We start from the raw sequence: 25,418 nt of genomic DNA, 5'->3' as shown, positions 1-25,418 counted from the left end.
GCTGATGGCCGAGCTCAGCATCGAGGGCGTCATCCGCGGCCAACGACGCCGCACCACGGTCCCGGAAGCGGCCGCACCCCGGCCGCCGGACCTGGCCGACCAGGACTTCACGGCCTCGCGCCCGGACCAGCTCTGGGTCGCCGACATGACCGATGTCCGCACCTGGTCGGGCTGGGCGTACGTGGCATTCGTCCTGGACGTGTTCTCCCGGGTGATCCTCGGCTGGCAGGTCGCGCACCACATGCGGACCGAACTCCCGCTGGACGCACTGGAGATGGCCTTGAGGAGACGGAGAATCAAGAAGGACTCCGGCCTCATCCACCACAGCGACCGCGGAGCGCAAGGCGCATTCAGCCGGGCCTTCGTCGAGCTCTGCCGTCGGCACGGCATCCGCCGCAGCATGGGGCGCGTCGGGTCGAGCTTTGACAATGCCCTGGCCGAATCGTTCTTCCAGGGCCTGAAGCGCGAGTTGCTCCACGGGCGACGCCTCGGCTCGAAGGCTCAGACACGGCTGGAGCTGTTCCGCTGGCTCGCCCACTACAACCGGCGTCGCCGTCACTCCGCCCTCGGCTACCTCACACCAGCCGAGTTCGAACAACAACTGTCCTTGTCGCCTATGCTGTCACTCGTCGCATGAAACCCGGTGTCCACTCCCGAGGTTGAACCTCATCAAGCAGCTCACTGGCTCCGCGGGCACCGTCCACCGCGCGAAGACGGTGATCATCGCGACCCGCTCCGGCTACCGCAAAGTCGGCCTGCCAGGCATGGAAGAACCACCTTCCTGACCCGCTTCGCGAAGTCCGTGACCGTCGTCCACCGCCGCTCGACGGCGCATGTGCAGCCGATACCGAGAAGGGGCGTGGTGGCCGATGAGAGTCGCGTCGACATCATCGCGATAGAGCGGATGAGAGAAAGCCCGCTCACCGTCTGTCGTGGTTGCTCTTGCTTCCCCCTGGCACTGCTCCCGCTGGAACGGCACGTCCCAGTCTCCAGGTGCTCAACATCGACATGAAGCTTTTCAGGGGGCTCTGAAGGCCAGGACCGCGTTCTGTCCGCCGAAGGCGAAGGAGTTCGAGAGGGCGGCTTGCATCGTGTGGGGGCGGGGCGTCTTGGTGACGATGTCCAGGTCGATCTGCGGATCCATCTGGTCGAGGTTGGCAGTGGGCGGGATGAGCTGGTGCTGCAGCGTCAGTACCGTCACCGCCGCCTCGATCGCTCCCGCTGCCCCGACGCCGTGTCCGATCACGCTCTTGATGGCGGTCACGGGGGGCGGCGAGGGAAAGAGTTTCTGCAGTACGAGGGCTTCGGCGAGGTCGTTCTTCTGGGTGGAGGTGCCGTGGGCGTTCACGTGCTCGATGTCCGAGGTGCTCAGACCTGCGTCGGCCAGCGCCATGGCGGTGGCGCGCCTGACTCCGGCGCCGCTGGGGTCGGGAGCGGTGGGGTGGAAACCGTCGGCGGTACTCCCGTAGCCGGACAGGTAACCGCGGGCCTGAGCGCCGCGGGCCCGTGCATGTTCGGGCTTTTCCAGGATCAGGATGCCGGCCCCCTCACCCAGGACGAAGCCGTCGCGGTCGGTGTCGAAGGGACGGGAGGCGCCGGCCGGATCGTGTGTCCGTGTCGACAGGGCGCACGCCTGGCTGAAGCCTGCGCTGGCGATGCGGGAGCAGACGCTCTCGCTGCCGCCGGCGATGACGATGTCGCAGCGGTCCAGGCGCAACAGGTCCCGCGCGACACCCAGAGCGGTGGCTCCTGAGGCGCAGGCGGTGGCGGTGACCAGGTTCGGCCCCAGGGCTTTGACGGCGATAGCGATCTCCCCGGCGACCATGTTCGGTACGGAACGGGGGATGGTCAGCGGTGAAATGGCGCGGATGCGGCCTTCCTGCAGTTTGCCGTACTCCTGTTCCAGGCCGACATTGCCGCCGCTGCCGTTGCCGATCACGACGCCGACCCGGGCCCCGTCCCAGACGGCGGGGTCGAGTCCCGCGTCCTGAAGTGCTTCCAGGGTGGCGACGAGGGCCATTTCGGTGAACAGATCCAGGCGACAGGAGAGGCGGCGCCCCAGGGCCGGCACCGCGTCGAAGCCGGGCAGGCGACAGCAGAAGTCGACCGGGAGGCCCTCCAGGACCGGATGCTGACGAGCCGTTGGCCGGCCGTCGCACAGTCCTTGCCACGTTGCGTCCACGCCCAGGCCGGCGGGGGTGAGGAGGCCCAGCCCCGTGACGGCGGCATCCATGGCCCTCAGCTCGTTTCCGCGGCCTGCGGCCGGCGGCCCGCCACCAGGCCGTCCACGTGGCCGGCGAACTGCTCCAGGGTCATGTCCTGTCTCCTGAGTTCATCCAGATCGAATTTGATCCCCAGGTCCTCCTCGAGGATGACGCCGAGTTCGAGCGCGGCCAGGGAATCGATTTCCAGGTCGGCGAAGGTGGCGTCCGGGCGGATGTCCTTCTCTTCTATCCCCAGATCCGTGGTGAGTTTGGTGACGAGCACGTCGTACATAGCGGTCGGCATTGGTGCTGGCTCCTTGGGGAGAAACTCGTGGGACGGGCGCTCGTGGGACGGGCCTGAGTTCGGGGCGGGGCGGTGGCTGTTCCAGCTGTGCTTGCGGGACACGCTCAGGAATAGCTCCGAGTATCAACGCGGTGTGTCGGCGCGGGGCTGACCGCACAGCCGTGTCATTGATTAAAGGTCATAATTCATCCCTATATCAGCCATATGACGCACCGTGCTCGCGATCACCTGGCCCGGGCACCGACCGCAGGAGCAGAACGTGACCACCCACGCGCCCCCCACCAACCGGGCGCCCGGTGCGCCCCCTCGCAGCCCCCGGGCCCGGGCCTACGCCGCACTGGCAGCCGCAGCGATCGTCACAGGCATCTGTGCTCTGCTGGCGGCGGGCACGTGGCATCAGCTGAACAGCGGAGGCTTCGACGCCACCGCAACCGCCTCGGCGAAGGCCGACACGTTTGTCCGCACCCGTTCGAAAGACGGCCCGCCGGACCTGAGCTTCCTCGTCACCACACCCGGATCCGTGGACCAGCCGGCCCTCGCCACAACAGGCCAGGCCCTGCACGACCGCCTGCGCCGACACCCCGGCGTGCTGGCCGTGCACTCCTACTGGCAGCGCAAAGACCCCGGCATGCGCTCCGCCGACGGCCGCCACGCGGTGATCACAGCGCAGCTCCGCGGCTCGGAGAACAGACGCGCGGCCACCGCTCGGGAAGTGGTCCCTGACCTCACCCGTCCACATCCCGGCATCTCTGTCGGCGCGGCGGGCCCGGCATGGACCAGCGTGCAGGCGACCGACGACAGCGAACACGACCTGATCACCGCGGAGCTCCTCAGTGCCCCCGTCGTACTGCTCGTACTCGTCATCGTCTTCCGTTCGGCCGTCGCCGCGATGCTCCCCCTGATCGTGGCGGGCGTCACCGTCATCGTCACCCTGGCGCTGCTGCGGCCCCTCGCGGCGTTGACGCCGCTGTCGGTGTTCTCCACCAACCTGACGGCAGCTCTGGGTTTCGGACTGACCGTCGACTACTGCCTGTTCATCACCACCCGTTACCGCCACGAGATCGCCGTCGGTGAGACGACCTCCCGGGCCATCCGCACGGCGATCCGCACCGCGGGACGGGCCGCCGCCTTCTCCTCGGTCACCATCGCGGCCACCATGGCAGCTCTGCTGTGCTTCCCCATCCCGTTCCTGCGGTCCATGGCCTGCGCAGGCCTTGTGGTCGCCCTGTGCGCGGCCGGGGTCAGCTGCCTGCTCCTGCCACCCCTGCTGACCCTCCTCGGACACCGCATCACCGGGCCTCAGAAGGGCCGGAACAGACGCACCCAGCCGCACGACCCCTGGCGCCCAGGCACGTTCTGGCGCACCACAGCGCGCACCGTCACTCGGCACCCCGCCCTGTGGGGCAGCGCCGCACTGCTGACACTGACGGCAATCCTTTTTCCCGTCACACACCTGCACCTCGGCCCCGTCGACGAGCGCATCCTGCCCGCCGGCGCGGAAGCGCATTCAGTCGCCCAGCGCCTGCGCGCCACCATCCCGGCGGCCCACGGCAGCATCATGAGCGTCACCATCCCCGGCAACTCCTACCGGAGCCGGCACAAACTCTGGGAACACTACGCCCGCTCCTGGTCCCGGGCGCAGCCGACCGCCACCATCACCACACCGCACGCCCGCTACCAGGCCGGCCGCCCCATCAGCCCCGGAGACCCGGCCCTCGGCCGGCCCGTCGGCACCTGGATGAACGCACAGTTGCCCTGGGCGCCCGGCACCGCGCCGGCCGATGCCGCAGTGCGCGCCGCCCGCACCCTCTCCACACCGGCCCCGGTCCTCGTCGGCGGGGACGCCGCGCGCTTCCTCGACACCCGCACCGTCCTCAAGGACGGTTTGCTCCCTGCCGCGATCATCACGGTCGTCAGCACGGCCCTGCTGCTCTTCGTCTTCACGGGCAGCGTGTTCCTGCCGCTGAAGGCCATCGCCGTGGCGGCCCTGAGCATGTCCGCCTGTTTCGGAGCGGTCACCTGGGCCTTCCAGGACGGGCAACTGAACGGGCTCCTGGGAAACTTCGCCGTGACCGGAAGCATCGACCCGTGCATCCTGCTCCTGCTGTTCTGCATCGCCTTCGGCCTGTCCATGGACTACGAGACCTTCCTCCTGGCCCGCATCCAAGAGGAGCACCGCCGCCACGGTGACAACCGCCTGGCCGTGGAGAGCGGCATCTCCCACACCGGCCGCCTTGTCACCGTGGCCGCTGTGGCCGTCGCCGCCGCGATGGCGGGGCTGGCGACCTCGGGCATCACCCTGCTCAAGATCCTCGGCTTCGGGCTGACCGTCGGCGTCCTCATCGACGCCACACTCGTCCGCACCCTGCTCGTCCCCGCCTCCATGTGCCTGATGGGCCGGGCGAACTGGTGGGCCCCCGCACGGATGAGCCGCATGCACACCAAACTCACCCGCCCAGCCTCCCGGGCCGCCACGACCATGGCGGGCCGGTGAGCCGGTGAAGGGTCACCGGCCGACAGGTCGTCGTCTCGAGAGGCCGTTCGCGACCGGGCGTCCCATGCCCCGGCGCAGGTAGTCCGCAGTGACAGGTGCGGGCGGCGCGAGGGGCCCGATGGCCTGTCTCAACCCGGAGCCGTCGTAGCAGCGAGTGGTGTGCAAGTGCGGTGCCAGATAGGCAAGGAAGGTAGCGAGGAACTCATCGGGCGCCATTGCCTCACCGTCACCGGCCTCAGTACCGATGCGCACGTCGAGCCAGTCGACATCGCATACCGCCGCTTGCGCCAGCTCCTGCACAGAGATCTCGTCGGGATGGGTCACGTGCAGCGTGCGCACTGCTTGGGCCGGATGAGGACAGGCAGCGGCGATCCACATGGCGCGAGCCGCCCAGGCTGCCTGCAGAACATTGGCACGAGCCCCCGGCTCTCCCGGCAGTACGAGAGTGAAGGCAGTACTGTCCGGCCTGGTGAATCCCACACTTCTCATGATCTGAGGGCCCAACCGAGTGAGCATCTCGACACGTTTGGCGAGCACCGCCTGCCAGTGCGCCGCAGTGCCCTCCTGCCAGGGACGGTCTGTCACGAGCAGGCTCGGCCGGAAGACGGTCACGGCCCGCCCGTGCCGCGAGGACCAGTCATGTACGAGACGTTCGGCCCGGTACTTGGACTCCTCGTACGGCGTCATAAATTCGGCGGCGCCGGACAGTTCGTCCTCCCGCACCACGCCGCCCCGGCGGCCACCAGCTACGAAGGCCGTACTCATGTGACAGACCGCAGTGCGCGGCCGTGCGTGCGCGGCAAGTTCCAGCACGCGCGTGGTCCCGGTCACGTTGACCTCGTCCAGGCGCCCGCGATCACCGAACGCGTCGGTATACGCAGCACAGTGCCAGATCTGGTCGGCTTCCTCTGCGATCGCCCGGAACATCGCGGGCTCGAGGCCGAGAGCCGGAGCCTGCAACCGGACGAGAACGGGCCGCACACGTGCGGCGATCTCTTCCCTGGGTACCTGCGCGCCCGTGCCGGCCACGGCGGCAGTCAACCGGTCCACGGTGGTGGCCGGGTCATGCGCAACGAGGAGAGTGACCGACTCGTCGCCCGCGCGCAGGAGTTCGGCCATCAGGTGCGCCCCGACGAAACCTGTGGCCCCCGTCATCACGATCATCGGCACGCAGCCGGCGTCGGCATCGTGATGACACGCAAAACGTCGACGGGGGCGGGGGCGGGGGCGGGGGCGGGGGCGGGGGCGGGGGCCAAGTGTCTGTCAAGCATCATGGCACGGGACTATGACAGCCGACTCCGGCTGCCCCAGCCCCTGCTCGGTGCGTCGGGTGGCCTCATCCGTATCTCCACCCGGGTGGCGCAGCACCGCTCAGGACCGAGCCCGTCTTGCGTCCCGCAGCAATCGCGGTGACGAGCGTGCCACTTCCTACGGGCCTGACGGACCGCGCCTATGCGGGCCACACCCGACGGATACGTTCCTTCGCTCTCCCCTCGCCTCCCTGGCGTACGCGGGCAGTGCACCGGCCCTCGCAGAACTGGCAGCCTCTTCTCGGAGCCGGCATGACGCCCACTGCGGATAGAGCGAAAGGACGCGCACTGCTCGCCCGCACTGCGCCGTCCGCCCCGGGAGGAGAGCCACACCCCCCGCCGAACACCTCATGGATTCGGGGTACTCCTCCGCCGAACTACTCTTGACCGCTCCTGCCGATCGTGCCATCTCCGTAATCGCGCCGGTCCGGCCGAACAGCACCCCTCAACAAGTCCGGGCCGCAGGATTTGGCAGGTCTGCCTTCACCATCGACCGGCAGGGCATGAAGGCAATCTGCCCGTCCGGCCAGAACAGTCGCTACTGGACTGCGGGCCTCGACAGCAATGGCCGCGACGCCATCAGGATCCGCTTCGCGACCACGACCTGCGCTCCCTGCCCTGTTCGAGAGCAGTGCACCCGCTCCACCCAGTACGGCCGGCAGCTCACCGTCCGCCCCCAGGACCAGGACGCCCTGCTCGAGCGTGTCCGCACCGAGCAGACCACCAATGCGTGGAAGGAACGCCATGCGGCCAGGGCCGGGATCGAGGGAACCAATAACCAGGCAGTCGCCGTCACCGGCATGCGCCGCACTCGCTACCTCGGCTTGGCCAAGACACATCTGGGCCACGTCCTGGCGGCCCCTGCCGTCAACCTGGTCCGACTGGACGCCTGGCGGAACGACACACCCCTCGCCCGCACGAGAACATCCCGGCTCGCGGCCCTCAAACTCTCAGCATGAACGCATCGGGCAACAGGGTCATCGAGACGTTCTACAACCGCCGCCGACTGCGCAGACACAAGGTCTTCGGCTACCTCACCCCGACCGAAACCCGGCAACGGCACCGACACACCCTCGCGGCATAGCCATCGAGTGTCCAAGATCACGGGGAGGCTTCAGTCGGTGCATGACCCCCGACGGGGGACCATGCACCGGCATCGTGTCATTCCGGCTGCTTCCTGCGGATGTTGCCGACGAAGAGGTATCCGGCTCCGAAGATGCACAGCGTCAAAACCAGGAGAAACCAGCCCCCGGAATTTCCCGCAGCAATCAGGAATACTGACAGGACTACCCCCGCCACCGCGAAGAGGGTGGCGAAGAACATCCACCGTTTCACGGCCGCGCGTTGCTCGACCGACCACCCGACATTGGGCATCTTGCCAACCTTTCGTCTCAGTGCACGTGGGCTTGGGCGGGCTTGGGCGCTTACTCGCCGCTCACCGCGTTCGAAGCGATCGACCCGACGCTCCAGGAGATCGCATAGCAGCCTGCTGAGGCACCCAAGGAGCCCCCAAGGGTGGCGGGTGCTGAGGCGGCTACCGCTGCCCCGCACACGGCTCCAGCGAGCCCGCCGGCCACTACTCCCGCCACGTCGCCCCACAGTGCTCGGGTGTCCCCTCGAGCCAGGTGAACGCCGCCTGTGACCAGATCACCTACCGGTCCCGGGGCATCGGCAACCCCGCTCAGGCTCAAGGTTCCGTCCGGATCGATACGGTTGACCGGGTCGCCTTCGGCGTCAAGGTACAGGTTATGTTCCTGGCCGGAGGGGTCGAGCTGGGTGCAGCGGCCGATGTTGGTGTCGTAGTAGCGGGCCGCGTAGTGGACGACCCCTCCCAGCATGATCAATCAGAAAGTCATCCCACCCGGCCAGACGTGACAGCGCCCCGCAGCCTGCTGTACGTCCCCGGTGACCCGGACTTCGATCCGGCAGACCTGTCCTGGCAGGCCCGCGCGAAGAGCTGCGCCACGCCACGGCATCGGCGACAACGTCAGCTCCCCGATGTACTGGGACACCGGACACGGGGGCCGACGAGGACCCGGCCGACTTCCTGGACTGGATCGCCGAGGTGTCGGGCCACACGAAGTAGGCAGAACAGGCGGGAACGGCCGGGTGGGGCACCATGCGCGACGAGGGCACGGCCTTCACCCTGCGTGTCCAGTCGGCACCGCGACCGCGTTGAACGTCGTGGTCGGCAGCTGCGGGCTGGTGAAGCGGGCGTTGACAAGGTACAGGCGGTCGCGGAACCGGGCGACGGTGGTAGGGACGTCGAAGCGCGGGTCGGCGATCGTGCGGCGCAGGGTCGCGGTGCGGGACCCGGAGTCCAGCGTCAGGACGCCTATCAGGTTGAGGCGGTTCTGGACGACGTAGAGGGTGTGGCCGATGCGCAGGAGGCCGTCACCGTTGGTCAGGCTGGTTGTGCCGTCCAGGAAAACCCTGGCGGCATGACCGGTCTTCAGGTTCACGTTGTAGAGGGTTCCCGCCGCGCTGCTGACGACGATCAGCCCGCGCCCATCGGGCGTCGAGACCACTCCGTTGGCGTTGTTCACGTCCGGGGTCTGCACCCACTCGCCGCGCAGCGCGAGGGTGCGGACCCCGCCGCTGCGCCCGCGCGGGACGCCGTACACGACGTTGTCCCGCGAGTCGGTGAACCACGCGCGATCGCCGAGCAGAACGACGTCGTTGATGAAGTGGCCGGTGTCTGCGGTCAGTTGATACGTGGCGAGTAGCTCTCCGCTACGGCTGTCCACGATCCGCGCCGAACCGCCGCCGCCCCCGGCCAGGTAGAGCAGCCCGTCACGGTCGAGTTTCAGCCCGACGGTGGCCGTGCCGGTGGCGCCCTCGTGGATGACGCGGCCCTTGCCGGTGCGCAGATCGGTACGGAAGACGGCGCCATAGGCACGCGAGCCCATATACGCGTACGGCTTCTCGCCGATGGTGATGCCCTCGGGCAGGAATCCGTCGGGAAGCGGGAATTCGGTGGGCCAGCCATGGGTGGCGGCTGCCGGTACGACTCCGGCGAGGGTGGCGGCGCCGGCGGCCACCCCGGTCAGGACGGTTCTGCGGGTCGGCCGGGCAGAGAACAGGGTCATGACTGTGCCTCCGTGGTAGACGAGTTGTCGGTATGTGCGGAACAGGGCTGGGAGCGCGGCACTTATGAGACGACGGCGACCGGAGCGGTGGGGCAATGTTGGGTGACCTGGGCCTGGTGGTTGGCCGAATGCTCCTCCCTCAGCCGCCTGTGACGGCGTCCCCCTCCCCCCAATGAACCCCGTTGCAGGTCGGTCGGCAGGTTCAGCGCGTATACCAGGAACGGCTTTGTGGTGAGATCCTGGGCGTTGCCGGAAAGATTGGTGCGCCGTGTCTGCGGTGCAGGCGCCGGTCGCGGTCGATGAAGGCCCCGTCGGGGTGGAGGAGACCGGGATGCGCGGCGAGCACCGTCTGCTCGCCTTGGGAGAACCGCAGCAGGGTCCGCTTGGTCCCGATGTCGGGGAAGTAGAGGTTGCCGCGCGTGTCCGTGGCGCAGCCACCACACAGGGGGAATGTCGGCGACGTGCTGGACGCGAGTGGCCACTGCCTCGTCCGAGAGGCTCGCGTCCCGCAGCACACTCGTGGGTGCGCGCCAGAAAGGTCCGCTGGGAGTGGACCAGTGAAGCCAGGTGCCGTCGTGGCTGACCTCGATCATGTCGCTCTTCGGGGTGCGGCGCCTGTTCGTGGTGGCTCCTGGCGAGGGGGAGGCCGAGGTGGGAGACGGTGATGCCGTCCCCAGCATCTCCCGCTGCCCTCCGAGGCGGCGCAGGGTCTTCCCGGTGGAGGTGTCGTGGACGATGAGTGCGCCCAGGCCGGAGTCGGTTGACGTAGATCTTCGAACCTTGGATGCGCAGGTCGTACATCTGTGCGCCGGTGGGCGAGATGTCGTCGTCGAAGCGCAGGACGTCCAGGACCGCCTTGGTGCGCGCGTTCAGACGGACCAGCTTCTGCGTCCCTGGCCTGGGCGTGGAGAGATTCTCGGGAGCGGCGTCGGGCCGCAGCCCGCCCTGGTCGACGCGCCAGACCGTGTCGTCGGCGAAGACGTGCACGGAATTGCCGTACACGAAGGAGTCCCGGCCGCTGTCACCGCGCGCCCACTCGTTCCAGGAGTTGCCGGAGAACGGATGGACGGTGCCGTCGGCCCCTCGTCGGGCCACCGACGGTGTCCTCTTGTGGCCGGAAAAACGCGGCAGGCCGAGGAAGAGGGTGCGGTCGCCGGTGAGGGCGACCTGGTTGGCCATCCAGGGTGACCGGGCAGCGACGGTGAGCGGCAGCTGGGCTCCGTACGTTACGGAGGGGGACGCGGGGTCCGGTGCGGAGGTGTCGCGGGGCCCGTACCCGCCGAGCAGCGCGCTGCCCGTGACGTTCGCGGCCAGGGATCCGGCGGCGGGAAGAACATGGCGACGTGACAGAGTCATGGCGAATCGCTTCCTCTGCGGGCTCCGGGGTCAGCGGACGCGGGGCAGCACCTGCTCCCCCGAACGTCCGTAGTGCTCACTGGAGTTGACCGATACTGCCGCGGTTGGCCAACCATATCCGGCGGATCCCGCGGTCGGCGAGATCCCCGATACGTCGGATCCAGTCGGCCGGAGCTCCGGCCGACTCCCAGCGCTCGGTGCGAATTCGGCCAGTCCGAGACGGTGCAGGAGCTTCTCGTTGGCGCCGCCCGGCCGTTGGTGGTCGGCCGAGGTGTAGTGACGTACGTACTCCGGAACCGCGTCCCGGTGGCGCTCGGGAACGAGGCGGTCCTCGGACCCATGGCGCATGCTGTGGTGCAGGCTCGAGGCCAGCGACGGCAGGGTGCGGTCCCGGGCGGCGTCCAGGGAGGCGTCCCGGTCGGCGTCCAGGACACTGCGGACGGTGAACCAGGGCTCGACCGCCGCTGGGTCACGTCCCCGCTGCCGCGCACCCCGCGCGACCTGTCCCAGCAACCATGCGACGACCTCGGGCGCGAGCCCGGTGCCGATGGAGACGGCGTCGCCGATGGAGACGGCGAGTTCCAGCATGCGCGTGCCCTCGGCCCCGACCGAGATACGAGGGTGTACGCACCGGTCCACGAAGACGCGGATGTCCCGGCCCTCGAAACGGCCGTGGCCGTGGGCCAGTAGGTCGCGGACACAGATACGTACTCCTCCAGCCGGGCCCGGGTGGCCTGTGCGCGGCCGACGCTGCGCGCCGCGGAGTCACCGGTGGCGATCTCCATGAAGGCCCGGCCCTCGGTCATGGCGTCGATCGTGGCGAGCAACGCGGCGGCGATCTGCGGGTCGCGGGTCCACGGGTCGGTCGGGCGCATGCCGACGAACGTCCGTGTGGTGCCGAGTGCCAGGAGCGCGACCCGCGCCGCCGCGGTGTCCAGTTCCTGTACGTGCACCTTGAACGCGGTGTCCCCTTCGAACACGACGGTCTTGTGGCCCGGGCGGCCCGGTGCCACGCCGATGGCAGCCGTGAGCGCCTGCCCGATGGAGCCGAACCCCGCGCGGCGAAGGAGTGGCCTCACGGCGGCGCTGTGGTGAAGGCCGCGGCGAAACCCGAGCAGTGCCCGTTGCCGATGACCATCGCCGCGTCGTCGGGCAGGTGTCGGTCGATCTCCGCTAGTGCCCGCCTCGGGTCCACGGTCCCCTCCGCGACGGGCGGGGAGAAGTCCCGCAGGTCCTCCCGCCGGCAGTCGGCGGCGGGACCGACCTGCACGAACCAGGGCGGTCGGCTGCCCGCCTGCCTGCGAGACAGGGACAGCACGTGCTGCAACGTGTTCGTCACATCGCCGTGGAGTGTCTCGGTCCAGCCCGGCGCGGCTGTGCTCGGCCCGGGTTCTTCGTCGACGACCTTGACGGCGTGAGCGTGCTCGAAGAGGTGCCCGGCCTGTGTGCTGCTGCGCCCCATGGAGGCGCCGAAGACGACCACCAAGTCGGCGGACTCCAGGATACGTTCGGCTGCCGGATGCGCCAGGCCGCCGCAGACGCCCACGTCGAGCGGGTGCCCCTCGAACAGCCCCTTGGCGGGGAGCGTGGTCGCGAGCCCGGCGCCCCAGTGCTCCGCGACCATCCGCATCAGTCCGGGCACTGCGCCGTCCGCCCCACCCCGGCCGCGATCAGCACAGGCGCTCCGCGTCCGCAAGCAGCCGGGCCAGTCGCTCGACCGCCACGACGGAGTCACCTGGAGCGGGCACCACACGCAGCCGATGCGTCTGCTCCCTCGACGGCAGACCGGTTACGGGGGCGTACAGGTCGGCCGCGACGCCCAGGACGACCGGCCGCGCCTCGGCTTCGGCCAGCGCGACGACCTCGGCGAGCACGTCTGCCGGACGCTCCGACGGACGCATACCGCGGTAGCCGGCCTCACACGAGGCGGCGAACGAAGCCTGATCGGACCGGGCCGCGTCCGCGGGCAGCGCTCTGTCCGCGCACGCGGTACTCGGGGGTACTGGCCGTGAGCGGCGGAACCTCCTGAGTACAGCGCGCGGCTACCGCGGTGACCACGCCGTTTGTGTATCCCTGACGTATCCCCCGTGCTCATGCTCTGGCCGTCTGCCGCTGCGACCGGTGCGGTGGTGCAATGAGCGGGTGGATAAGATCTGCCACCCCCTCACCTTCGCCCGCCGGCAACGCCGCCTGTCCCAGGAGGGGTTCGCCCGCGAGGTACGGGCCGCGGCCGCCCGGCGCGGCATCCCGTCCGGCTGCCGTCGGCTGCGCGTGTATACGCACCAGGCGGGCTGGCCAAGCGCAGAGACGGACTTCAAGATCCAGCCTTCCGGCGAGCGAGGAAGGTGAACACGGCCAGAACTGCTCCGCTTGCCACAGCGATCGCTCCGAGCACGATCGGCGCCGTATCCCCCGTGACCGCTCCTACAGCGCACGCGGCACCGCCTCCCGCGATGGCCACCACGGCGAAGTACCGCGTCCCCTTGAGCGCGCTGTCGATCGTTATGCCATCTCGCCCCATGGGCCGCCATTCCTCCCACGTCCCGCGAGCCACGGTGGGGCCGAGGCTGGTCAAGGGCAGCCTCGGTCGAAACGGTGGGCCGCAGCTGTCGGCTCTTGCACGGCCCGTGCCGTCCCGATGTCGAGGATGTGGTGGAGGCGGCCCGAAGCGGGGCCCCTCCTCTGCCGTTCGGCAGCATCAGACCAGCCCTTCCGCTGCGCCCGCACGCTGTCCAGCCCGTTGCTCTGCGCCCGTGATCCCTCGGCCAGTTGGTTGCAGCGAAGCGATGACTGCGCACGTCAGAGCCGAGCCAGGCGTCATCCTGGGGGTGGCGCACAATGAGCGGATGACGTATAGCGAGGATGCGGCCACCGCACACGCCTGGGCGGCCCTGGGAGGCCGCAGGCAACTGGTTTCGAACGTGTCCTTCGTGGGGGCGGGCGCTGTCCTGCCGTCGCGTCTGCCGGTGAAGGAACTGGCGCGGGCCAGCGTCGCAGTGGCCTCGCTGGCGGCGGCGGAACTGCTGGCGCTGCGCAACCGCGTGCCGGTGCCCGCCGTGCGGCTGGACGAGGCAGCGGTGGCCACCGCGTTCCTCAGCGAACGCCACCTGCGCATCGACGGCCGGGCCGCGACGTCCTTCGCTCCTCTGTCCGGCTTCTGGCAGGCGGCCGACGGCTGGGTGCGCACGCACGCCAACTACCCGCACCACAGAGCCCGGTTGCTCAGCGCCCTGGGTATCGCGGACACGGGAAGGGACCAGACGCTGGTGGGTGCGTTCTCGAAGGAGTTGGCATCGCGTCCGGCCACAGAGGTCCAGGAAACGGTCTACGCGGCGGGCGGCCTGGCCGTGGCCGTGGCTTCCGCACCCGCTGCCGCCGGGCCTGCCCTGGTCAGCACGCGGGATGCGGGTCAGAGCAGCCCTCGGCCGCTGTTGCCCGCATCCGTACCGGCGCAAGACGTGCGGGTCCTGGATCTGACCCGCGTCATCGCCGGCCCCGTCGCCACCCGCACACTGGCGCTGCTGGGCGCCGACGTGCTGCGCGTGGACGCTCCTCAGTTGCCCGAGGACGCGGATGCTCACGCCGACACCGGCATGGGCAAACGCTCCACGCTGCTGGACCTCGACAGCCCTGGCGACCGGCAGGTCTTCGAGGACCTGCTCAGCCAGGCGGATGTCGTGGTGACCGGCTACCGCCCCGGGGCCCTGGACCGGCACGGACTGCGCCCCGAGATGCTCCTGGACCGGTATCCCGGCCTTGTCGTGGCCCAGCTGTGCGCCTGGGGCTGGTCCGGTCCCTGGGCCGATCGTCGCGGCTTCGACAGCCTGGTCCAAGCCGGTACCGGTATCGCCGCGATCGAGGCCACGGCCGACGGCCGCCCCGGCGCACTGCCCGCACAGGCGCTGGACCACGGAACCGGGTACCTGCTCGCCGCCGCAGTCCTTCGTGCGCTGAGCGACCGCCAGGCCACCGGTGGTGGGCGTCATCTTCGCCTCTCCCTGGCAGGCACAGCGTCCTGGCTGCTGCACGACATCCGCCCCGCCCCCACACAAACCGAAGCCGACACCTACGATCCCAACTCCTGGCTCGCCGAGACCGCATCGCCATACGGACTGCTGCGTCACGCCCTGCCCCCAGTCCATTACAACGGCGCACCCGCCAACTGGGCCCATGCACCGACCCAATGGGGCACCGATCTGCCGAACTGGGCCTGAAAGCGAGGCCCGAGGAGACAGGGGCCGGTACGCGGGAGCGCCCGAACTCCTCGATGCCGACCCACCAGACGTCACGGATGAAGCTGGCGCGGGCACGTCGTCCACCGGGGCCGCCACGCCGCTATCACCGACACCACAGCGGCGCGCGTGGAGAGAGGTCGCGTTCACGGTCCGCCGGTTCACTGGACGAACACGGCGCGCGGCAGCACGAGACGGCCGTGCACCTGTCTCTCCACGGCCGGGTGCTCTACCCGGCCGAAGCCGCCGCACCCTGCGGTGAGCGCTTCGAGCTCCGCCTCGAGGTCGGCGGCGTCCTGGCGCTGCCCGCCACCAGCGGCCCGGGGTACAACATCCAACGCCCGGTCGGCCGGGGCGCACCGAGGTCTGGCTGCACGGCGTGTTACTCGATCCGGCACAGCGCGGTGCCCAGGGCGGGGAGGGACGGGCCGAGGTCTGCGGCGGGGGCCGCGGGCGCTGTCTGCGCCGCGTCGCCGGGCTGTCAGGGCCGGACCGCACACTGGCGCTCATGCAGATATCGGCGTACGCACTCCGCAGGCCTGGCACCAGGTCGTCACAGGTTCCGACGTGCTCCACGACGCGATACTCCCACCCGTCGGCACCTCGCCCGACCAGTACGAGGCGTGCGTCGGCGCTCAGCACGGTCGTCTCTTCCTCGTCGTGCGCGACGACAGCACGGTGCGCGGCCACATCGGTCCCTCGCAACCCGGGACCCGGACCAGGTGCTGTACTTCGCCGCCGAGCACGCGGTCCGTGCACTCGCCGAGCACATCGCGGCCCGCTCACCGGGCCGTGGTCAGGTGGCCAAATCGTTGCCGCTCAGGCGCAGTTGCTGGACCGGATCGATCCCGCCTGGGGCGCCAGGTTTCGCGACGGCGGCATCAACGGCACGCGGCGCCACCAGCCGTGCGGACGCGACCCGCTGGAGCGTCTCGCCTGGATCGCCGAGAGCTGGCGGGAGCAGGCCCCCTACACCCGTCTCGCCTTCTTCCGCGGGCAGGAGGTCAGCGCGGAACGGAACGCCCTGCTGTACGGAGCCGACCCTGCCCAGATCGCCGCCCGGACCCGTCTCGCGGGCCTGTGCGACATGGACGGCGGGGCCTTCGACAACTGGGGCGTCGCCTGCAAGACCTGCTGCTTCGGCCGGGCCGGCGGCTGGGCCTTCCTGATGTACCACGAGACACCTGACTGGGAGCCGGGCCCCGAGGCGCTCGCCCGGCTCGGCGTCACCGAGAGGGTCCACCTGACGGCCACCTCCGCGAAGGCCGTCTACACCTTCGACTACCTGCGCGACGGCCGCCGCGTCGACGACGACTGGGGCATCCTGGAGCTGATCCGGTACGACCGCGGCCGTGCCCCTACTCTCCATACAGGCCCGCCGGGCGACAGCGTGACGGAGTGCAGCATCCATCTGGTGATGGATCGCGACGACAAGCCGTTGGCAGTGGGTTTCTCGGAGGCGGACCGCCCGGAACTGGTGGCCTGGCGCGCCCCCCTCCGTTGAAGCACGTGTCGAACACCTCGCGCAGACCCATCGCCTACCCGTCGCCGGCGAATGCCGGTTACGCCGGCGCAGCGGTGCCGGGCGCGTGGGCGGCGAGCGTCAGCTCATGAACGGATGATGGCCTGCTCCAGCAGGCGCTGAAGGACGCGCTGCTGCCGAGGGGCGAGACCGGCCAGCGGTGAGTCCTCGGCAAGGAGTTCGAGGAGGCGTTCGCGGAGGGCAGTGCCCTCCGCGCTGAGGGCGAGGTGCTTGGCGCGGCGGTCGGTGGGGTGCGCGCGGCGCTCGACCAAGCCCTGTTTCTCGAGCTTGTCGACGACGAAGGTGGCGTTGGAGGGCTCGCAGCTCATGCGCTCGGCGAGCTCCCGCATCGTCATCGGCCCGGTCATCTCCCGCAGCGCGGTCGCCTGGGCCGCCGTCAGGCCGAGGGCGACGGCGCGGTCGCGTACGTGATGCGCGATCTGCTGAGCCAGTCCGTTCACCAGACCGCACAGCTCTCGCTCGGCGATGGCTTCTGGCTCCCCGGATGTCGTCATGCATCCACCCTAGCAAGTGCATCAAGTCATAATAATTAGAGCTTGAATGTTTCTAGCTTGATGCTTATGGTGACGTGGTCGCCGCCGGGAACGCGGCGACAGGCTGACACCGAATGGGGAGAGGGACCATGGCGACGAACTCCGCGGTTGACCAGAGCGAGCGGTTGCGGCGGCCGGCGGGCATCCGCTCGGTATGGCTGGGCGACACGAGGGTGTCCTTCGTGCCGGACGGGGACGTGCGGCTCCCGCCGCGCGGCTGGCTCCCCGACACCACCGACGAGGTGTGGGCCGGCCACCGTGACTACCTGGACGCCTCCGGCCACCTGGTGGCGAGCATCGGCGCCCTGCTGGTGGAGAACGGCGATCGCGCGCTGCTGATCGACGCGGGCTTCGGGCCGCAGACGCTGCCGCCCGACCCGGGCACCCCCCGTGGCGTCATCCGCGGGGGTGCGCTCTTGGGCAGTCTGGCCGAACTCGGCCGCAGGCCGGAAGATATCGAGGCACTGGCCTTCACCCACCTGCACCCGGACCACCTCGGTTGGGCCTGGCACGCCGCGCCGGGCGGTGACCGGCCCGCGTTCGCCCATGCCGACTACCTGGTGTCCGAGCCGGAATGGGCCCAGCGCGACCTCCTGGCGGCGCACGGCATGGCCGAGGAAATCACCGGCCTGGCACCGTACGTGCGCACGGTGACGGACGGACAGGAGATCTTCCCCGGTGTGCGCGTCCGGATCACCGCCGGCCACACGGCCGGACATGCCGAGTACGTCATCACATCGGGCAGCCGGCGGCTGATCGCCTTCGGCGACGCCCTGCACTCACCGATCCAGGTCGACCACCCCGAATGGTCCGCGGCCGTCGACCACGACCCCGTTCTGTCCGCCGACCACCGTCGCCGTCTCGTCACCGAGTTGGAGGAGCCCGACACGTTCGGCTTCGGCATCCACTTCGCCGACGTCGTGTTCGGGCAGGTCCGGCGGGACAGTGACGGCCCCGCCTGGCTCCCTGTGGACGCCTGACCCGCCAGAAACGACGAGTGACATCGCTGCGCACCTCGGCGACCTGTGCACCGCGCGACGGCGCAGCTCAAGCGGGTGACGGGAGGGTCGTGCCATGACTCAATCCTTCATGGAATCGAGTCTCCACCTGACCCGGGCCGCTTCACTCTTCCCGGTGGGGAAGGGTGCTGCCAGGGGCTTTCGTGGTCTTGGCGTAGAGCCGGGCAAGGTCGTGGAATCGGTAGAGTCCGGGATCCAGTTCGATGAGCATCCCGGCGTCCACCAGGTTTTCCAGCAGGCCTTCCGCTGTGGCCGTGGTGCAGTCGAGCGTGGTGCGTGCGGACTTCAGGGAGATGACCGGGCCTGCCTCGGCTCCGAGGACGCGGAAGGCGTGGGCCTGGGCCGGCTCGAGCTGTCTGTAGGCCAGCTCGAAGATGGCTCTGACCGCGAGGTCGCCGGCCTGCAGCTCGTCCAGACGCCCGCGCTCGTCGGCGAGTTTCGCCGCCAGGACCGACACCGTCCAGGTGCGCCGGGCGGCCAGGCGGGAGGCTGCGATGCGGATCGCCAGGGGCAGATATCCGCATGCCGCCACCACCTCGCGGGCGGCCTCGCGCTCCGCGGCCACCCGCTCCTGGCCCACGATGCGGGTGAACAGGGTGAGCGCCTCCCCGGAAGACATGATGTCCAGGTCGACCACATGCACCCCGGCAAGGTCCAACACGCGTACCTGGGATGTCACCATGGCCGCGCACCCTGCGGCGCCGGGGAGCAGGGGGCGTACCTGGGCGGCGTCGCGCGCGTTGTCCAGCAGGACGAGGACGCGGCGTTCGTCGAGGAGCGACCGGTACAGCGCCGCGCGCTCCTCGATGGTCTCGGGGATGTGCGCGTCCGGGGCGCCCAGGGCGCGCAGGAAGGCGCCGAGGACCGTCGTCGGGTCCGCTGGGCGTGGCCCGTTGCCCTGGAGGTCGATGTAGAGCTGGCCGTCGGGGTAGGCGGGCCGTGCTTGGTGGGCGACGTGTACGGCGAGGGTTGTCTTGCCGATTCCGCCGATGCCCGCCACCCCGGAGATCGCCATGACCCGGCCGCCGGCGGCGGAGGGGGACACGAGGGCCCGGGTCAGTTCGTCGACGAGGGCGGCTCGCCCGGTGAAGTCCGGCACCGTTGCCGGGAGTTGGGCTGGACGGACGGTGTCGGGGGTGGGCTCGGCCTGCGGCATCGGGGGCTCCGTGAGGGCCGGGTCCGCGCGCAGGATGCGCTGTTGGAGTGCGGCCAGGCCGGGGCGGGGGTCGACGCCGAGTTCGTCGGCGAGGAGGCGGCGCGTGTCCGCGTAGACGGCGAGTGCTTCGGCCTGGCGTCCCGAGCGGTAGAGCGCGAGCATCAGCAGTTCGCGCAGGCGCTCGCGCAGCGGGTACGCGGCGGTCAGCGCGGTGAGTTCGGAGACGGCGTCCGCGTGGCAGCCCTGCTCCAGGTCCATGTCGAGGCGGGACTCGAGAAGCTGGAGGCGCCATTCCTCCAGGCGGGTGCGCTGGGTCTCGGCGTACGGTCCAGGGACGTTGGCCAGGGGTTCGCCGTCCCAGAGACCGAGCGCCTTGTTGAGGAGGGTACGTGCTTGGCGCAGGTCACCGTTGTGCCGGGCCTTCTCTGCGTCGGCGCAGAGTTCTTCCGCGGCGGCGACGTCGAGGGCGCCTTGGGCGAAGAAGCGGATCGCGTAGCCGCCGGACTCGCTGGCCAGGACGTCCGGGCCGAGTACCTTGCGCAGCCGGGAGGCGTAGGTGCGGATCGCGGCAAGGGCCTGCTGCGGGGGCTCCTCGCCCCACACCGCGTCGATCAGCTCGCCAGCTGTCACGGTGCGACCCTGGCGCAGGAGGAGCGTGGCGAGAAGTGCCTGCTGCTGCGGTGAGCCCGTCGCGAGCGGTTCGCCGCCGCGCCATGCCCGTACCGGGCCGAGCACGCTGAAGCGCAGGCCGGCGGCGACGGGTGGGAGTGGAGGTGGGGCTGGACGCGCGGCAAACGTCGTCTGCTGCGCGGGAACGATCACGGGGCGGGATGCCCGTTCCAGGGCACGCCGCCACGCGTCGATCCACGGGCGGTGCTCTTCCTCCGGCACTCGGCAGGCGACCAGGAAGCCGAGTAGTTGGTGCTCGTCGCGCGGTACGGTCTGGCCTTGCACGATGCGGTGGGCGGTGCTGTGCGGGAGCCTGCCCCAGCTGCCCGCCCGTGACTCCATGTCGCGGACGGTGGGCCGGCCCGCCCGGGTGTACAGATCTTGCAGGGCGGCCTTGAACTTGCCGAGGTGGTCGATGTACATCGGACTCGGTGCCGGCCGCGGCGTGGCCGGCCCGTAGTGCGCGCTGCTGCGGGCTTGACGCCACAGGTGCATTGCCACGTCCACCGGGGCCTCACACGCCCGTGCGTAGGCTTCGACCGTGCGAGCACTGGGGACGCCGTCGCCGGAGGCGGCACGCTGCAGCGTCGTTGGATGGCATCCTGCCCGGCTCGCCAACTCGGCGTAGGAGCGCCCGCCGGCCGCGCGTTGGGCGCGCAGCCAGCGAGCGAGCTTGCCCAGAGCCTCGTCGGGCGTGGTTATCGGCTTCTCTTTACGCCCCACGACGGGCGGTCCTACTGCGCGGGGAGCGCGTGGGCCAGCCGCACCACCAGCTGCCCCAGCCGCCGTCCGGTGCCCCGCAGGGCCAGCAGCGTGCCTGCTGCGACGCCGCCGGCTCCGGCCAGCAGCGTCACCGCCGTGGCTGTGTCGAGGCCCTTGCTCGTCAGAACGCAGGCCAACACCATGATCACGATGATGACCACGGCGTCGGATGCGGCGAGCTGGCGGCGGGGCGCGTCGTTGATGACGCACCCCACCACGCGAGACGTACGGGGCATGTCCTGCCTCCTGAGTTCAACGCCGGCGCGCTCAGGGCGCGCGGGCACGTGCGGGCTCCAGATCAAGCGCCCAACTGGTGTTTGCCGACACCGAGATGGGGCTCTGCATCGTGGCACCGCTGATCAGGGCAAGGCGAGCCCCTGAAGCGAGTTGATGCGCTGGTGTCCATGCTGCCGTTCATGCGCATCAATCACCGCTTTTGGCGATCACGGCCGTGAGCTGGCGAAAGACGCCCCCCGCCCCGGCCATGAGGGTGACGGAGATGCATAGATGCGGGACTATCCCAGTCATCCGCCTCTCCCCCGCTGCTGCGGGGCCCGGGCACCAGACCGCCGCCTCCCGCACCACCGCTCTGGCCTGGGCATACGCAGGTCACCAAGGCGACCGGCCCGGGAAGGAGAGCTTCCATGGCAGATGTTCAGCAAAGGTTTTCGGCCGCACGCCATGCTCTGGGGGTCGGATCCGCTCCGACGCCTCCTGAGAGTTGCGGGCTCCACCCAGACGATCAGGATTTCCACGGGTACACGTTGCCGCGTAGACCCCGCAGGGTCGGCGCTCCTCACACGGAGCGCCGACCCTGGTCTGCTGCCTCGACCGAGGGCACCGCCGCAGGCGGTAGTCCGCCAGTTTTAAGCAAGCCCTCGCACGCCCTTGGCGAGATGCTCGGAAGCCCAACCGCAAAGGCAGCACCGCTGCTGCGCCCAAGCCCACGGGCCGGCCGACAGGGGCCGGCTGGTAACCACCCTCACCGGCATCGGGCTCGTCATCGTCGCCGACAAAACCGCCGACGGCGGCGCCACCGGACATGTCGCCCCGGTGGCGGCCGGATTCATGTCCGCCCGCCACGGCGCAGACTACGACGACACCGTCCCCGAGCACACGCCGCTCCGGCAGACCGCGCAGCACTCCGCGGGCGAGAGCGTCACCACCAGCCGCTACCCGCTGACGTATGTGCCGGACACCTGGGACCTGCGCTCCACCCTCGCACTCACCGTGCCTGGCATCGACCACCGCCGGCACACCGCGGCAGACGGCACCCGCACCATCTACACGCTCCACGAGGACGGCTCCTGGGCCCGCGCCACCGCAGCAGGCCGCAGAGCCGCCCCCACCGTGCACCAGGGCGGGCCCCAGCGGCAGTGGGACGCGCTGGAGCGCATCCGCACCTGGCTGGCTCGCCGTCGACGGCGACCTCCCCATCCGCGGCGCGGCGGTGACCATCACCCCTGACGGCATCACAACCCTCTCCAACAAGGGCTGGACGGCAACCATCCCCTGCACAGCGGTCCTGACGTCGCGTTGCTGGGCAACCGGCGGGCGAAATGCGCGGTGCGGAGTCGTCCTGCTGGACAACTTCGATGCGCATCCTCGGGCGGGAATCGGCACGGGTGCAAGAGTGCGGTGGCGGACCGCATTACAGCAGCGCAGCGATGCCCTCCCGGTTTTCTGGCAGTCCGGCCGCGCGGAACCACAACCAGTTGCTGGTGATGCTGCCCGTTGCCTCGTCGGTGTCCACAAATGCCCGCAGCAGGGCGCGTTGGGCGGAGGTGAGCGAGTGGGCCGGGCCGTAGCCACCGGGAAAGGCTCGGAACAGGATCGGTCCGCATTCGTTGTCGAGGGACCGGTTGCCGGCGGCCACCATGGCGATGGCCACCGGTGCCACCTCCTCGAACGATGCGGCCAGCTCGAGGGCGGAGCGCAGCACGGTGAACCGGAACCATCCGTCGACCCCGCACAGCGGCTCGGGGAACCATCCGTCCGTCGTGCCGGGGTCCCGCAGCGCCTCGAGGAGCACGGCGAGAGCGCGTGGCCGCTCGACGCGGACGGGACCGAGCGCGGCGCAGACCCGCACGGCCGGGTCGGTGTCGGCGAGCAGGTCGGAAGTGTCCGTCCCCCAAAGGCTCAGCGCCCGCGCGATGGCGGCGCGCTCCCGTCGGCCGGTCATGGTGGCGAGCCGGGCTCGCAGCAGTGCTTCGGCGCGCGGTGTCCGGTCGGCGAGGTCGGGGGCGAGGAGGAGTGGAATGGCGGCGCCGAGGGCGGCCTCGCAGACGTGCGGGTCGGTGGAGGAGAGGAACGGTTCAACGGCGTCGTACAGGGTGGGCCGGAGGTCCCGGCAGGCTTGCAGTGCGGCGAGCTCGTCGCAGTCGTCCTCGTCCGGGATGTCCTCGTGCCAGGGTCGCCATTCCCAGTGGGCTCGGTCGCGCGCCTGATCCTCCCCGTAGGCGGCTGACTCGGCCACCTGACCCAGCCAGCCCAGCAGGGCGGCCCGCAGGCTGCGCGGTGGACCGTCGTCCCAAGGAAAGTGCCCCTCGTGCTCGGCCAGGCCCATGGGATGGTCGAGGATCGCGGCGACGAACAGTGCCGCGGGCGCGGTGACCGTGTACAGCGAGCCCTGATGCAGCACGCCCATGTCCAACGCGGCCAACGCCTCGGACCGCACCTCGGGATCTTCGTCCACAAGGGAGCACAGCGAGAGTGGTATGTCCTCGCCGGAACCGTAGGCGTGCCGGTGAGCAGCCCAGTCCGTCTCAAACAGCAGGACTCGAGCCGCTGCCGGCAGCCCGCTCAGGACCCGCGTCATGCGGGCACTCTCGCTATCCGTCATGCACGCACCCTGCCAGCCCCCACCGACAACGCCCTCTGCTTCGCAAGCTCACCGCACGCCGCCATCGCGGGACGTCCATCGCGCGCCCAGGGGCCAACTGGTGCGCTCGAGGGCCAGATATCGCGCGGTGTCGCCGTCCTCATCCAGTACGGCCTGGTCGCCGAGGACGGCCCGACGGCCGCCCGAATGGGCACCTATTTCATCCCGGTCATCGCCACCGCCCCGGCGTCGCGCTCCTCGGCGAGGCCAGGCCTGGAGGAATGATCCGAGCCGCACAACTCATCCACAAGTCTTGACAATTGCTCGGTGTCTTGTCGGATTCGCTGCTGGTCTCACCTGGCAATGTCCGTGCAGGCCGGGACAGCCGTTTCGGTGGCTGCCACAGACCGGGCACCGCCGGAACGCCGACGAGCCACGCCTGGCTCACGCTGCGGCGTAGTCGGCGAGCGACGGCGCCAACAGGCCGAAGGCGCTGTCCGCCTCTGCGATGACAGTGGCGGAGATCCGGGCGTTGTCCTGGCCGATGAGGGTGAGTTCCTGGATGCGCTGGAACAGGGTGCGGTGTACGGCGCCGAGCAGGGCGGCGGCGGTGCGGGGGGTGATGTCGCCGCGGAGTGCGCCGGTGGCATCGGCCAAGGCGTCTGCCAAGGCGGCCTCTCGCAGGTCGTGCAGGTCGCGCAGTCGGGCGGAGAGGGTGGGGCTGTCGGCGATCATGCGGGCGAAGTCGGGGCCGGAGAACCCGGCGACCGGATCGGCGTTCGCAGCCGCTTCGGTGAAGGCGCGATGCAGGGCCGACAGGGCCGACTCGCCGGTCCGACGGCTGGTCACCGTACCGGCCAGGGTGGCGATGAAGGCGTCTTGGTGGTCCAGGGCCAGATCCTCCTTGCGCGGGAAGTAGTTGGTGACCGTCTTCTTCGCCACTCGCGCGGCGGCGGCGATCTCGGCGATGGTGGTCCGCTCGAAACCCTGGGCGAGGAACAAGCCGGTGGCGACGTCGGAGATGAGGTGACGGGTCTCCTGCTTCTTGGATTCCCGCAGACCAGTAGGGGGTGCGGACGAGGTGGCGTCGGTAGTCATGGAGCAATCTTACCCTCGTAGCAATTTTATGTTGACACCCCCGAGCGGTTCGGTCTAAGTTTACGTCCGTCGTAAGTTTCTCCGCGGAGCCAAGAACGGACGTTCCCATGCTCAAATTCCGCCCCATCGCCCTTCGGGTCGCGCCCGTCACGCTCGGCCCGGTTCTGATAGAGCGCGACATCCGCGCCCAGGCTCTGCCCTGCGGCAACCAGCGTCCCTCCCGCACGCTCCCCGCACTCGACCGGCGAGTTCCCCCGAAGGCCCGGAGTCTGCCGCGCCGCTCCGGCTACTGACCTGAGCCCACCCGGCACTCCCCGCTCCACCTCCCGGAAACACTGAGGAGAAGCACCTTGCAGATCACCGCGTCCACCGTCTCGCTCACCGTCGACGATGTCGCCGCGTCCCAGCGGTTCTTCACCACCCACCTCGGCTACGTCGAGCAGGCCGCCGCCGACGGGTTCGCCTCCCTGTCGCGCGACGACGCCGCGATGGACATCGTCCTGCTCGCCCGCGGCACCGAGGTGCTGCCGGCCGACCAGCGAGACCAGCACGCCTCCGGCCTGATCCTCGCCTTCACCACCACCGGCATCGAGCAGGAGGAGAAGCGGCTGCGCACCGAGGGCGTCGAGATCACCATGCCGCTGCGCGAGGAGCCCTGGGGCGAACGCCTCTTCCAGGTCACCGACCCCAACGGGGTGATCGTCCAGTTCGTCGAATGGGTCACCCCGCCCGGCCCCGACAACGCCTGACCGCCCGCCGCGTCAGGCGAATCCGGGCCATGCCCCGGCAACGCCCGGCCCGAATGCCCGGACCGTGTGCGACATCCCG

At 70.0% G+C, this 25,418-nt stretch carries 25 protein-coding genes and 3 pseudogenes; 13 read left to right on the top strand and 15 right to left on the bottom strand.

Annotated features, from left to right (window positions below):
* Positions 1-637: IS3 family transposase (locus ACH4RC_RS37955; protein WP_398208952.1), on the top strand; the 637-nt coding region annotated here is incomplete at its 5' end.
* A 31-nt stretch (positions 638-668) separates the two neighbouring features.
* Positions 669-874: pseudogene (locus tag ACH4RC_RS37950) on the top strand (thioredoxin-disulfide reductase); the annotation flags it as partial.
* A gap of 144 nt (positions 875-1,018) precedes the next feature.
* On the opposite strand, the gene ACH4RC_RS37945 reads toward ACH4RC_RS37950, so the two are convergent.
* A complete protein-coding gene (locus ACH4RC_RS37945; protein ID WP_398208950.1) occupies positions 1,019-2,233 on the bottom strand; it encodes a beta-ketoacyl-[acyl-carrier-protein] synthase family protein in 1,215 nt (404 codons plus the stop codon).
* 5 nt (positions 2,234-2,238) lie between these two features.
* Entirely contained in the window at positions 2,239-2,508 is a 270-nt protein-coding gene (locus ACH4RC_RS37940; protein ID WP_398208949.1) for an acyl carrier protein, read from the bottom strand.
* Positions 2,509-2,767: 259 nt separating this feature from the next.
* Between ACH4RC_RS37940 and ACH4RC_RS37935 the strand changes: the two genes are divergently transcribed.
* Entirely contained in the window at positions 2,768-5,002 is a 2,235-nt protein-coding gene (locus ACH4RC_RS37935; RefSeq protein ID WP_398208947.1) for an MMPL family transporter, read from the top strand.
* A 12-nt stretch (positions 5,003-5,014) separates the two neighbouring features.
* On the opposite strand, the gene ACH4RC_RS37930 is transcribed toward ACH4RC_RS37935, so the two are convergent.
* Positions 5,015-6,166, bottom strand: coding sequence for an SDR family oxidoreductase (locus tag ACH4RC_RS37930; RefSeq protein ID WP_398208963.1), 1,152 nt, complete (start codon positions 6,164-6,166; stop codon positions 5,015-5,017).
* Positions 6,167-6,695: 529 nt separating this feature from the next.
* On the opposite strand from ACH4RC_RS37930, the gene ACH4RC_RS37925 reads away from it, so the two are divergent.
* Together ACH4RC_RS37925 and ACH4RC_RS37920 are read left to right on the top strand one after the other, a co-directional pair.
* The gene (locus ACH4RC_RS37925; protein ID WP_398208946.1) at positions 6,696-7,271 is read left to right on the top strand and encodes a transposase; all 576 of its coding nucleotides are present in this window, start codon (positions 6,696-6,698) and stop codon (positions 7,269-7,271) included.
* Entirely contained in the window at positions 7,268-7,396 is a 129-nt protein-coding gene (locus tag ACH4RC_RS37920; RefSeq protein ID WP_398208944.1) for a hypothetical protein, read from the top strand. Before ACH4RC_RS37925 ends, ACH4RC_RS37920 begins: the two co-directional genes overlap by 4 nt.
* Before the next feature lie 77 nt (positions 7,397-7,473).
* On the opposite strand, the gene ACH4RC_RS37915 is transcribed toward ACH4RC_RS37920, so the two are convergent.
* From ACH4RC_RS37915 to ACH4RC_RS37890, 6 genes and pseudogenes are all read right to left on the bottom strand, one after another.
* On the bottom strand, positions 7,474-7,686 hold the full coding sequence (locus ACH4RC_RS37915; protein WP_398208942.1) for a hypothetical protein: 213 nt from the start codon (positions 7,684-7,686) through the stop codon (positions 7,474-7,476).
* A gap of 50 nt (positions 7,687-7,736) precedes the next feature.
* Positions 7,737-8,150: an RHS repeat-associated core domain-containing protein gene (locus ACH4RC_RS37910; protein ID WP_398208961.1), complete on the bottom strand. Its 414-nt coding sequence runs from the start codon at positions 8,148-8,150 to the stop codon at positions 7,737-7,739.
* A gap of 303 nt (positions 8,151-8,453) precedes the next feature.
* Entirely contained in the window at positions 8,454-9,401 is a 948-nt protein-coding gene (locus ACH4RC_RS37905) for an SMP-30/gluconolactonase/LRE family protein (protein ID WP_398208940.1), read from the bottom strand.
* 1,386 nt (positions 9,402-10,787) lie between these two features.
* A pseudogene (locus ACH4RC_RS37900) lies at positions 10,788-11,836 on the bottom strand (LLM class flavin-dependent oxidoreductase).
* A complete protein-coding gene (locus ACH4RC_RS37895; protein WP_398208939.1) occupies positions 11,833-12,399 on the bottom strand; it encodes a hypothetical protein in 567 nt (188 codons plus the stop codon). Before ACH4RC_RS37895 ends, ACH4RC_RS37900 begins: the two are co-directional and overlap by 4 nt.
* A gap of 28 nt (positions 12,400-12,427) precedes the next feature.
* The gene (locus ACH4RC_RS37890; protein WP_398208938.1) at positions 12,428-12,658 is read right to left on the bottom strand and encodes a hypothetical protein; all 231 of its coding nucleotides are present in this window, start codon (positions 12,656-12,658) and stop codon (positions 12,428-12,430) included.
* Between the two features lie 241 nt (positions 12,659-12,899).
* Between ACH4RC_RS37890 and ACH4RC_RS37885 the strand changes: the two genes are divergently transcribed.
* The gene (locus tag ACH4RC_RS37885) at positions 12,900-13,106 is read left to right on the top strand and encodes a hypothetical protein (RefSeq protein WP_398208937.1); all 207 of its coding nucleotides are present in this window, start codon (positions 12,900-12,902) and stop codon (positions 13,104-13,106) included.
* A gap of 647 nt (positions 13,107-13,753) precedes the next feature.
* On the top strand, positions 13,754-14,971 hold the full coding sequence (locus ACH4RC_RS37880) for a CoA transferase (RefSeq protein ID WP_398208959.1): 1,218 nt from the start codon (positions 13,754-13,756) through the stop codon (positions 14,969-14,971).
* A gap of 179 nt (positions 14,972-15,150) precedes the next feature.
* Here the strand turns inward: ACH4RC_RS37880 and ACH4RC_RS37875 are convergent, their stop codons facing one another.
* A complete protein-coding gene (locus ACH4RC_RS37875) occupies positions 15,151-15,327 on the bottom strand; it encodes a hypothetical protein (protein ID WP_398208936.1) in 177 nt (58 codons plus the stop codon).
* Positions 15,328-15,818: 491 nt separating this feature from the next.
* On the opposite strand from ACH4RC_RS37875, the gene ACH4RC_RS37870 reads away from it, so the two are divergent.
* Positions 15,819-16,493 (top strand): hypothetical protein, encoded by a 675-nt coding sequence (locus ACH4RC_RS37870; protein ID WP_398208935.1) that lies wholly within the window; start codon positions 15,819-15,821, stop codon positions 16,491-16,493.
* Positions 16,494-16,597: 104 nt separating this feature from the next.
* Here ACH4RC_RS37870 and ACH4RC_RS37865 read toward each other — a convergent pair whose 3' ends face one another.
* Entirely contained in the window at positions 16,598-17,026 is a 429-nt protein-coding gene (locus ACH4RC_RS37865) for a MarR family winged helix-turn-helix transcriptional regulator (RefSeq protein WP_398208934.1), read from the bottom strand.
* A gap of 128 nt (positions 17,027-17,154) precedes the next feature.
* Between ACH4RC_RS37865 and ACH4RC_RS37860 the strand changes: the two genes are divergently transcribed.
* A complete protein-coding gene (locus tag ACH4RC_RS37860; RefSeq protein WP_398208933.1) occupies positions 17,155-18,045 on the top strand; it encodes an MBL fold metallo-hydrolase in 891 nt (296 codons plus the stop codon).
* Between the two features lie 142 nt (positions 18,046-18,187).
* Here the strand turns inward: ACH4RC_RS37860 and ACH4RC_RS37855 are convergent, their stop codons facing one another.
* A complete protein-coding gene (locus tag ACH4RC_RS37855; protein WP_398208957.1) occupies positions 18,188-20,527 on the bottom strand; it encodes a BTAD domain-containing putative transcriptional regulator in 2,340 nt (779 codons plus the stop codon).
* Between the two features lie 116 nt (positions 20,528-20,643).
* Positions 20,644-20,907: a hypothetical protein gene (locus ACH4RC_RS37850; protein ID WP_398208932.1), complete on the bottom strand. Its 264-nt coding sequence runs from the start codon at positions 20,905-20,907 to the stop codon at positions 20,644-20,646.
* Between the two features lie 832 nt (positions 20,908-21,739).
* Between ACH4RC_RS37850 and ACH4RC_RS37845 the strand changes: the two genes are divergently transcribed.
* Positions 21,740-22,138 (top strand): hypothetical protein, encoded by a 399-nt coding sequence (locus ACH4RC_RS37845; protein WP_398208931.1) that lies wholly within the window; start codon positions 21,740-21,742, stop codon positions 22,136-22,138.
* Positions 22,139-22,322: 184 nt separating this feature from the next.
* Here the strand turns inward: ACH4RC_RS37845 and ACH4RC_RS37840 are convergent, their stop codons facing one another.
* The gene (locus tag ACH4RC_RS37840; RefSeq protein WP_398208929.1) at positions 22,323-23,366 is read right to left on the bottom strand and encodes a hypothetical protein; all 1,044 of its coding nucleotides are present in this window, start codon (positions 23,364-23,366) and stop codon (positions 22,323-22,325) included.
* A gap of 273 nt (positions 23,367-23,639) precedes the next feature.
* On the opposite strand from ACH4RC_RS37840, the pseudogene ACH4RC_RS37835 reads away from it, so the two are divergent.
* Positions 23,640-23,761: pseudogene (locus tag ACH4RC_RS37835) on the top strand (EamA/RhaT family transporter); the annotation flags it as partial.
* Positions 23,762-23,936: 175 nt separating this feature from the next.
* Here the strand turns inward: ACH4RC_RS37835 and ACH4RC_RS37830 are convergent.
* Positions 23,937-24,590 carry a TetR/AcrR family transcriptional regulator gene (locus tag ACH4RC_RS37830; RefSeq protein ID WP_398208928.1) on the bottom strand — a complete coding sequence of 218 codons (654 nt, stop codon included), beginning with the start codon at positions 24,588-24,590 and terminating at the stop codon, positions 23,937-23,939.
* Between the two features lie 107 nt (positions 24,591-24,697).
* Between ACH4RC_RS37830 and ACH4RC_RS37825 the strand changes: the two genes are divergently transcribed.
* On the top strand, positions 24,698-24,883 hold the full coding sequence (locus ACH4RC_RS37825) for a hypothetical protein (protein ID WP_398208926.1): 186 nt from the start codon (positions 24,698-24,700) through the stop codon (positions 24,881-24,883).
* Positions 24,884-24,940: 57 nt separating this feature from the next.
* Positions 24,941-25,339, top strand: coding sequence for a VOC family protein (locus ACH4RC_RS37820; RefSeq protein ID WP_398208925.1), 399 nt, complete (start codon positions 24,941-24,943; stop codon positions 25,337-25,339).
* Positions 25,340-25,418: the final 79 nt, after the last annotated feature.

The organism is Streptomyces sp. NPDC016845 (assembly GCF_044332585.1).
Lineage (GTDB): Bacteria > Actinomycetota > Actinomycetes > Streptomycetales > Streptomycetaceae > Streptomyces.
The sequence above is the reverse complement of the archived record's forward strand: the minus strand, read 5'-3'. Positions and strand labels throughout refer to the sequence as shown.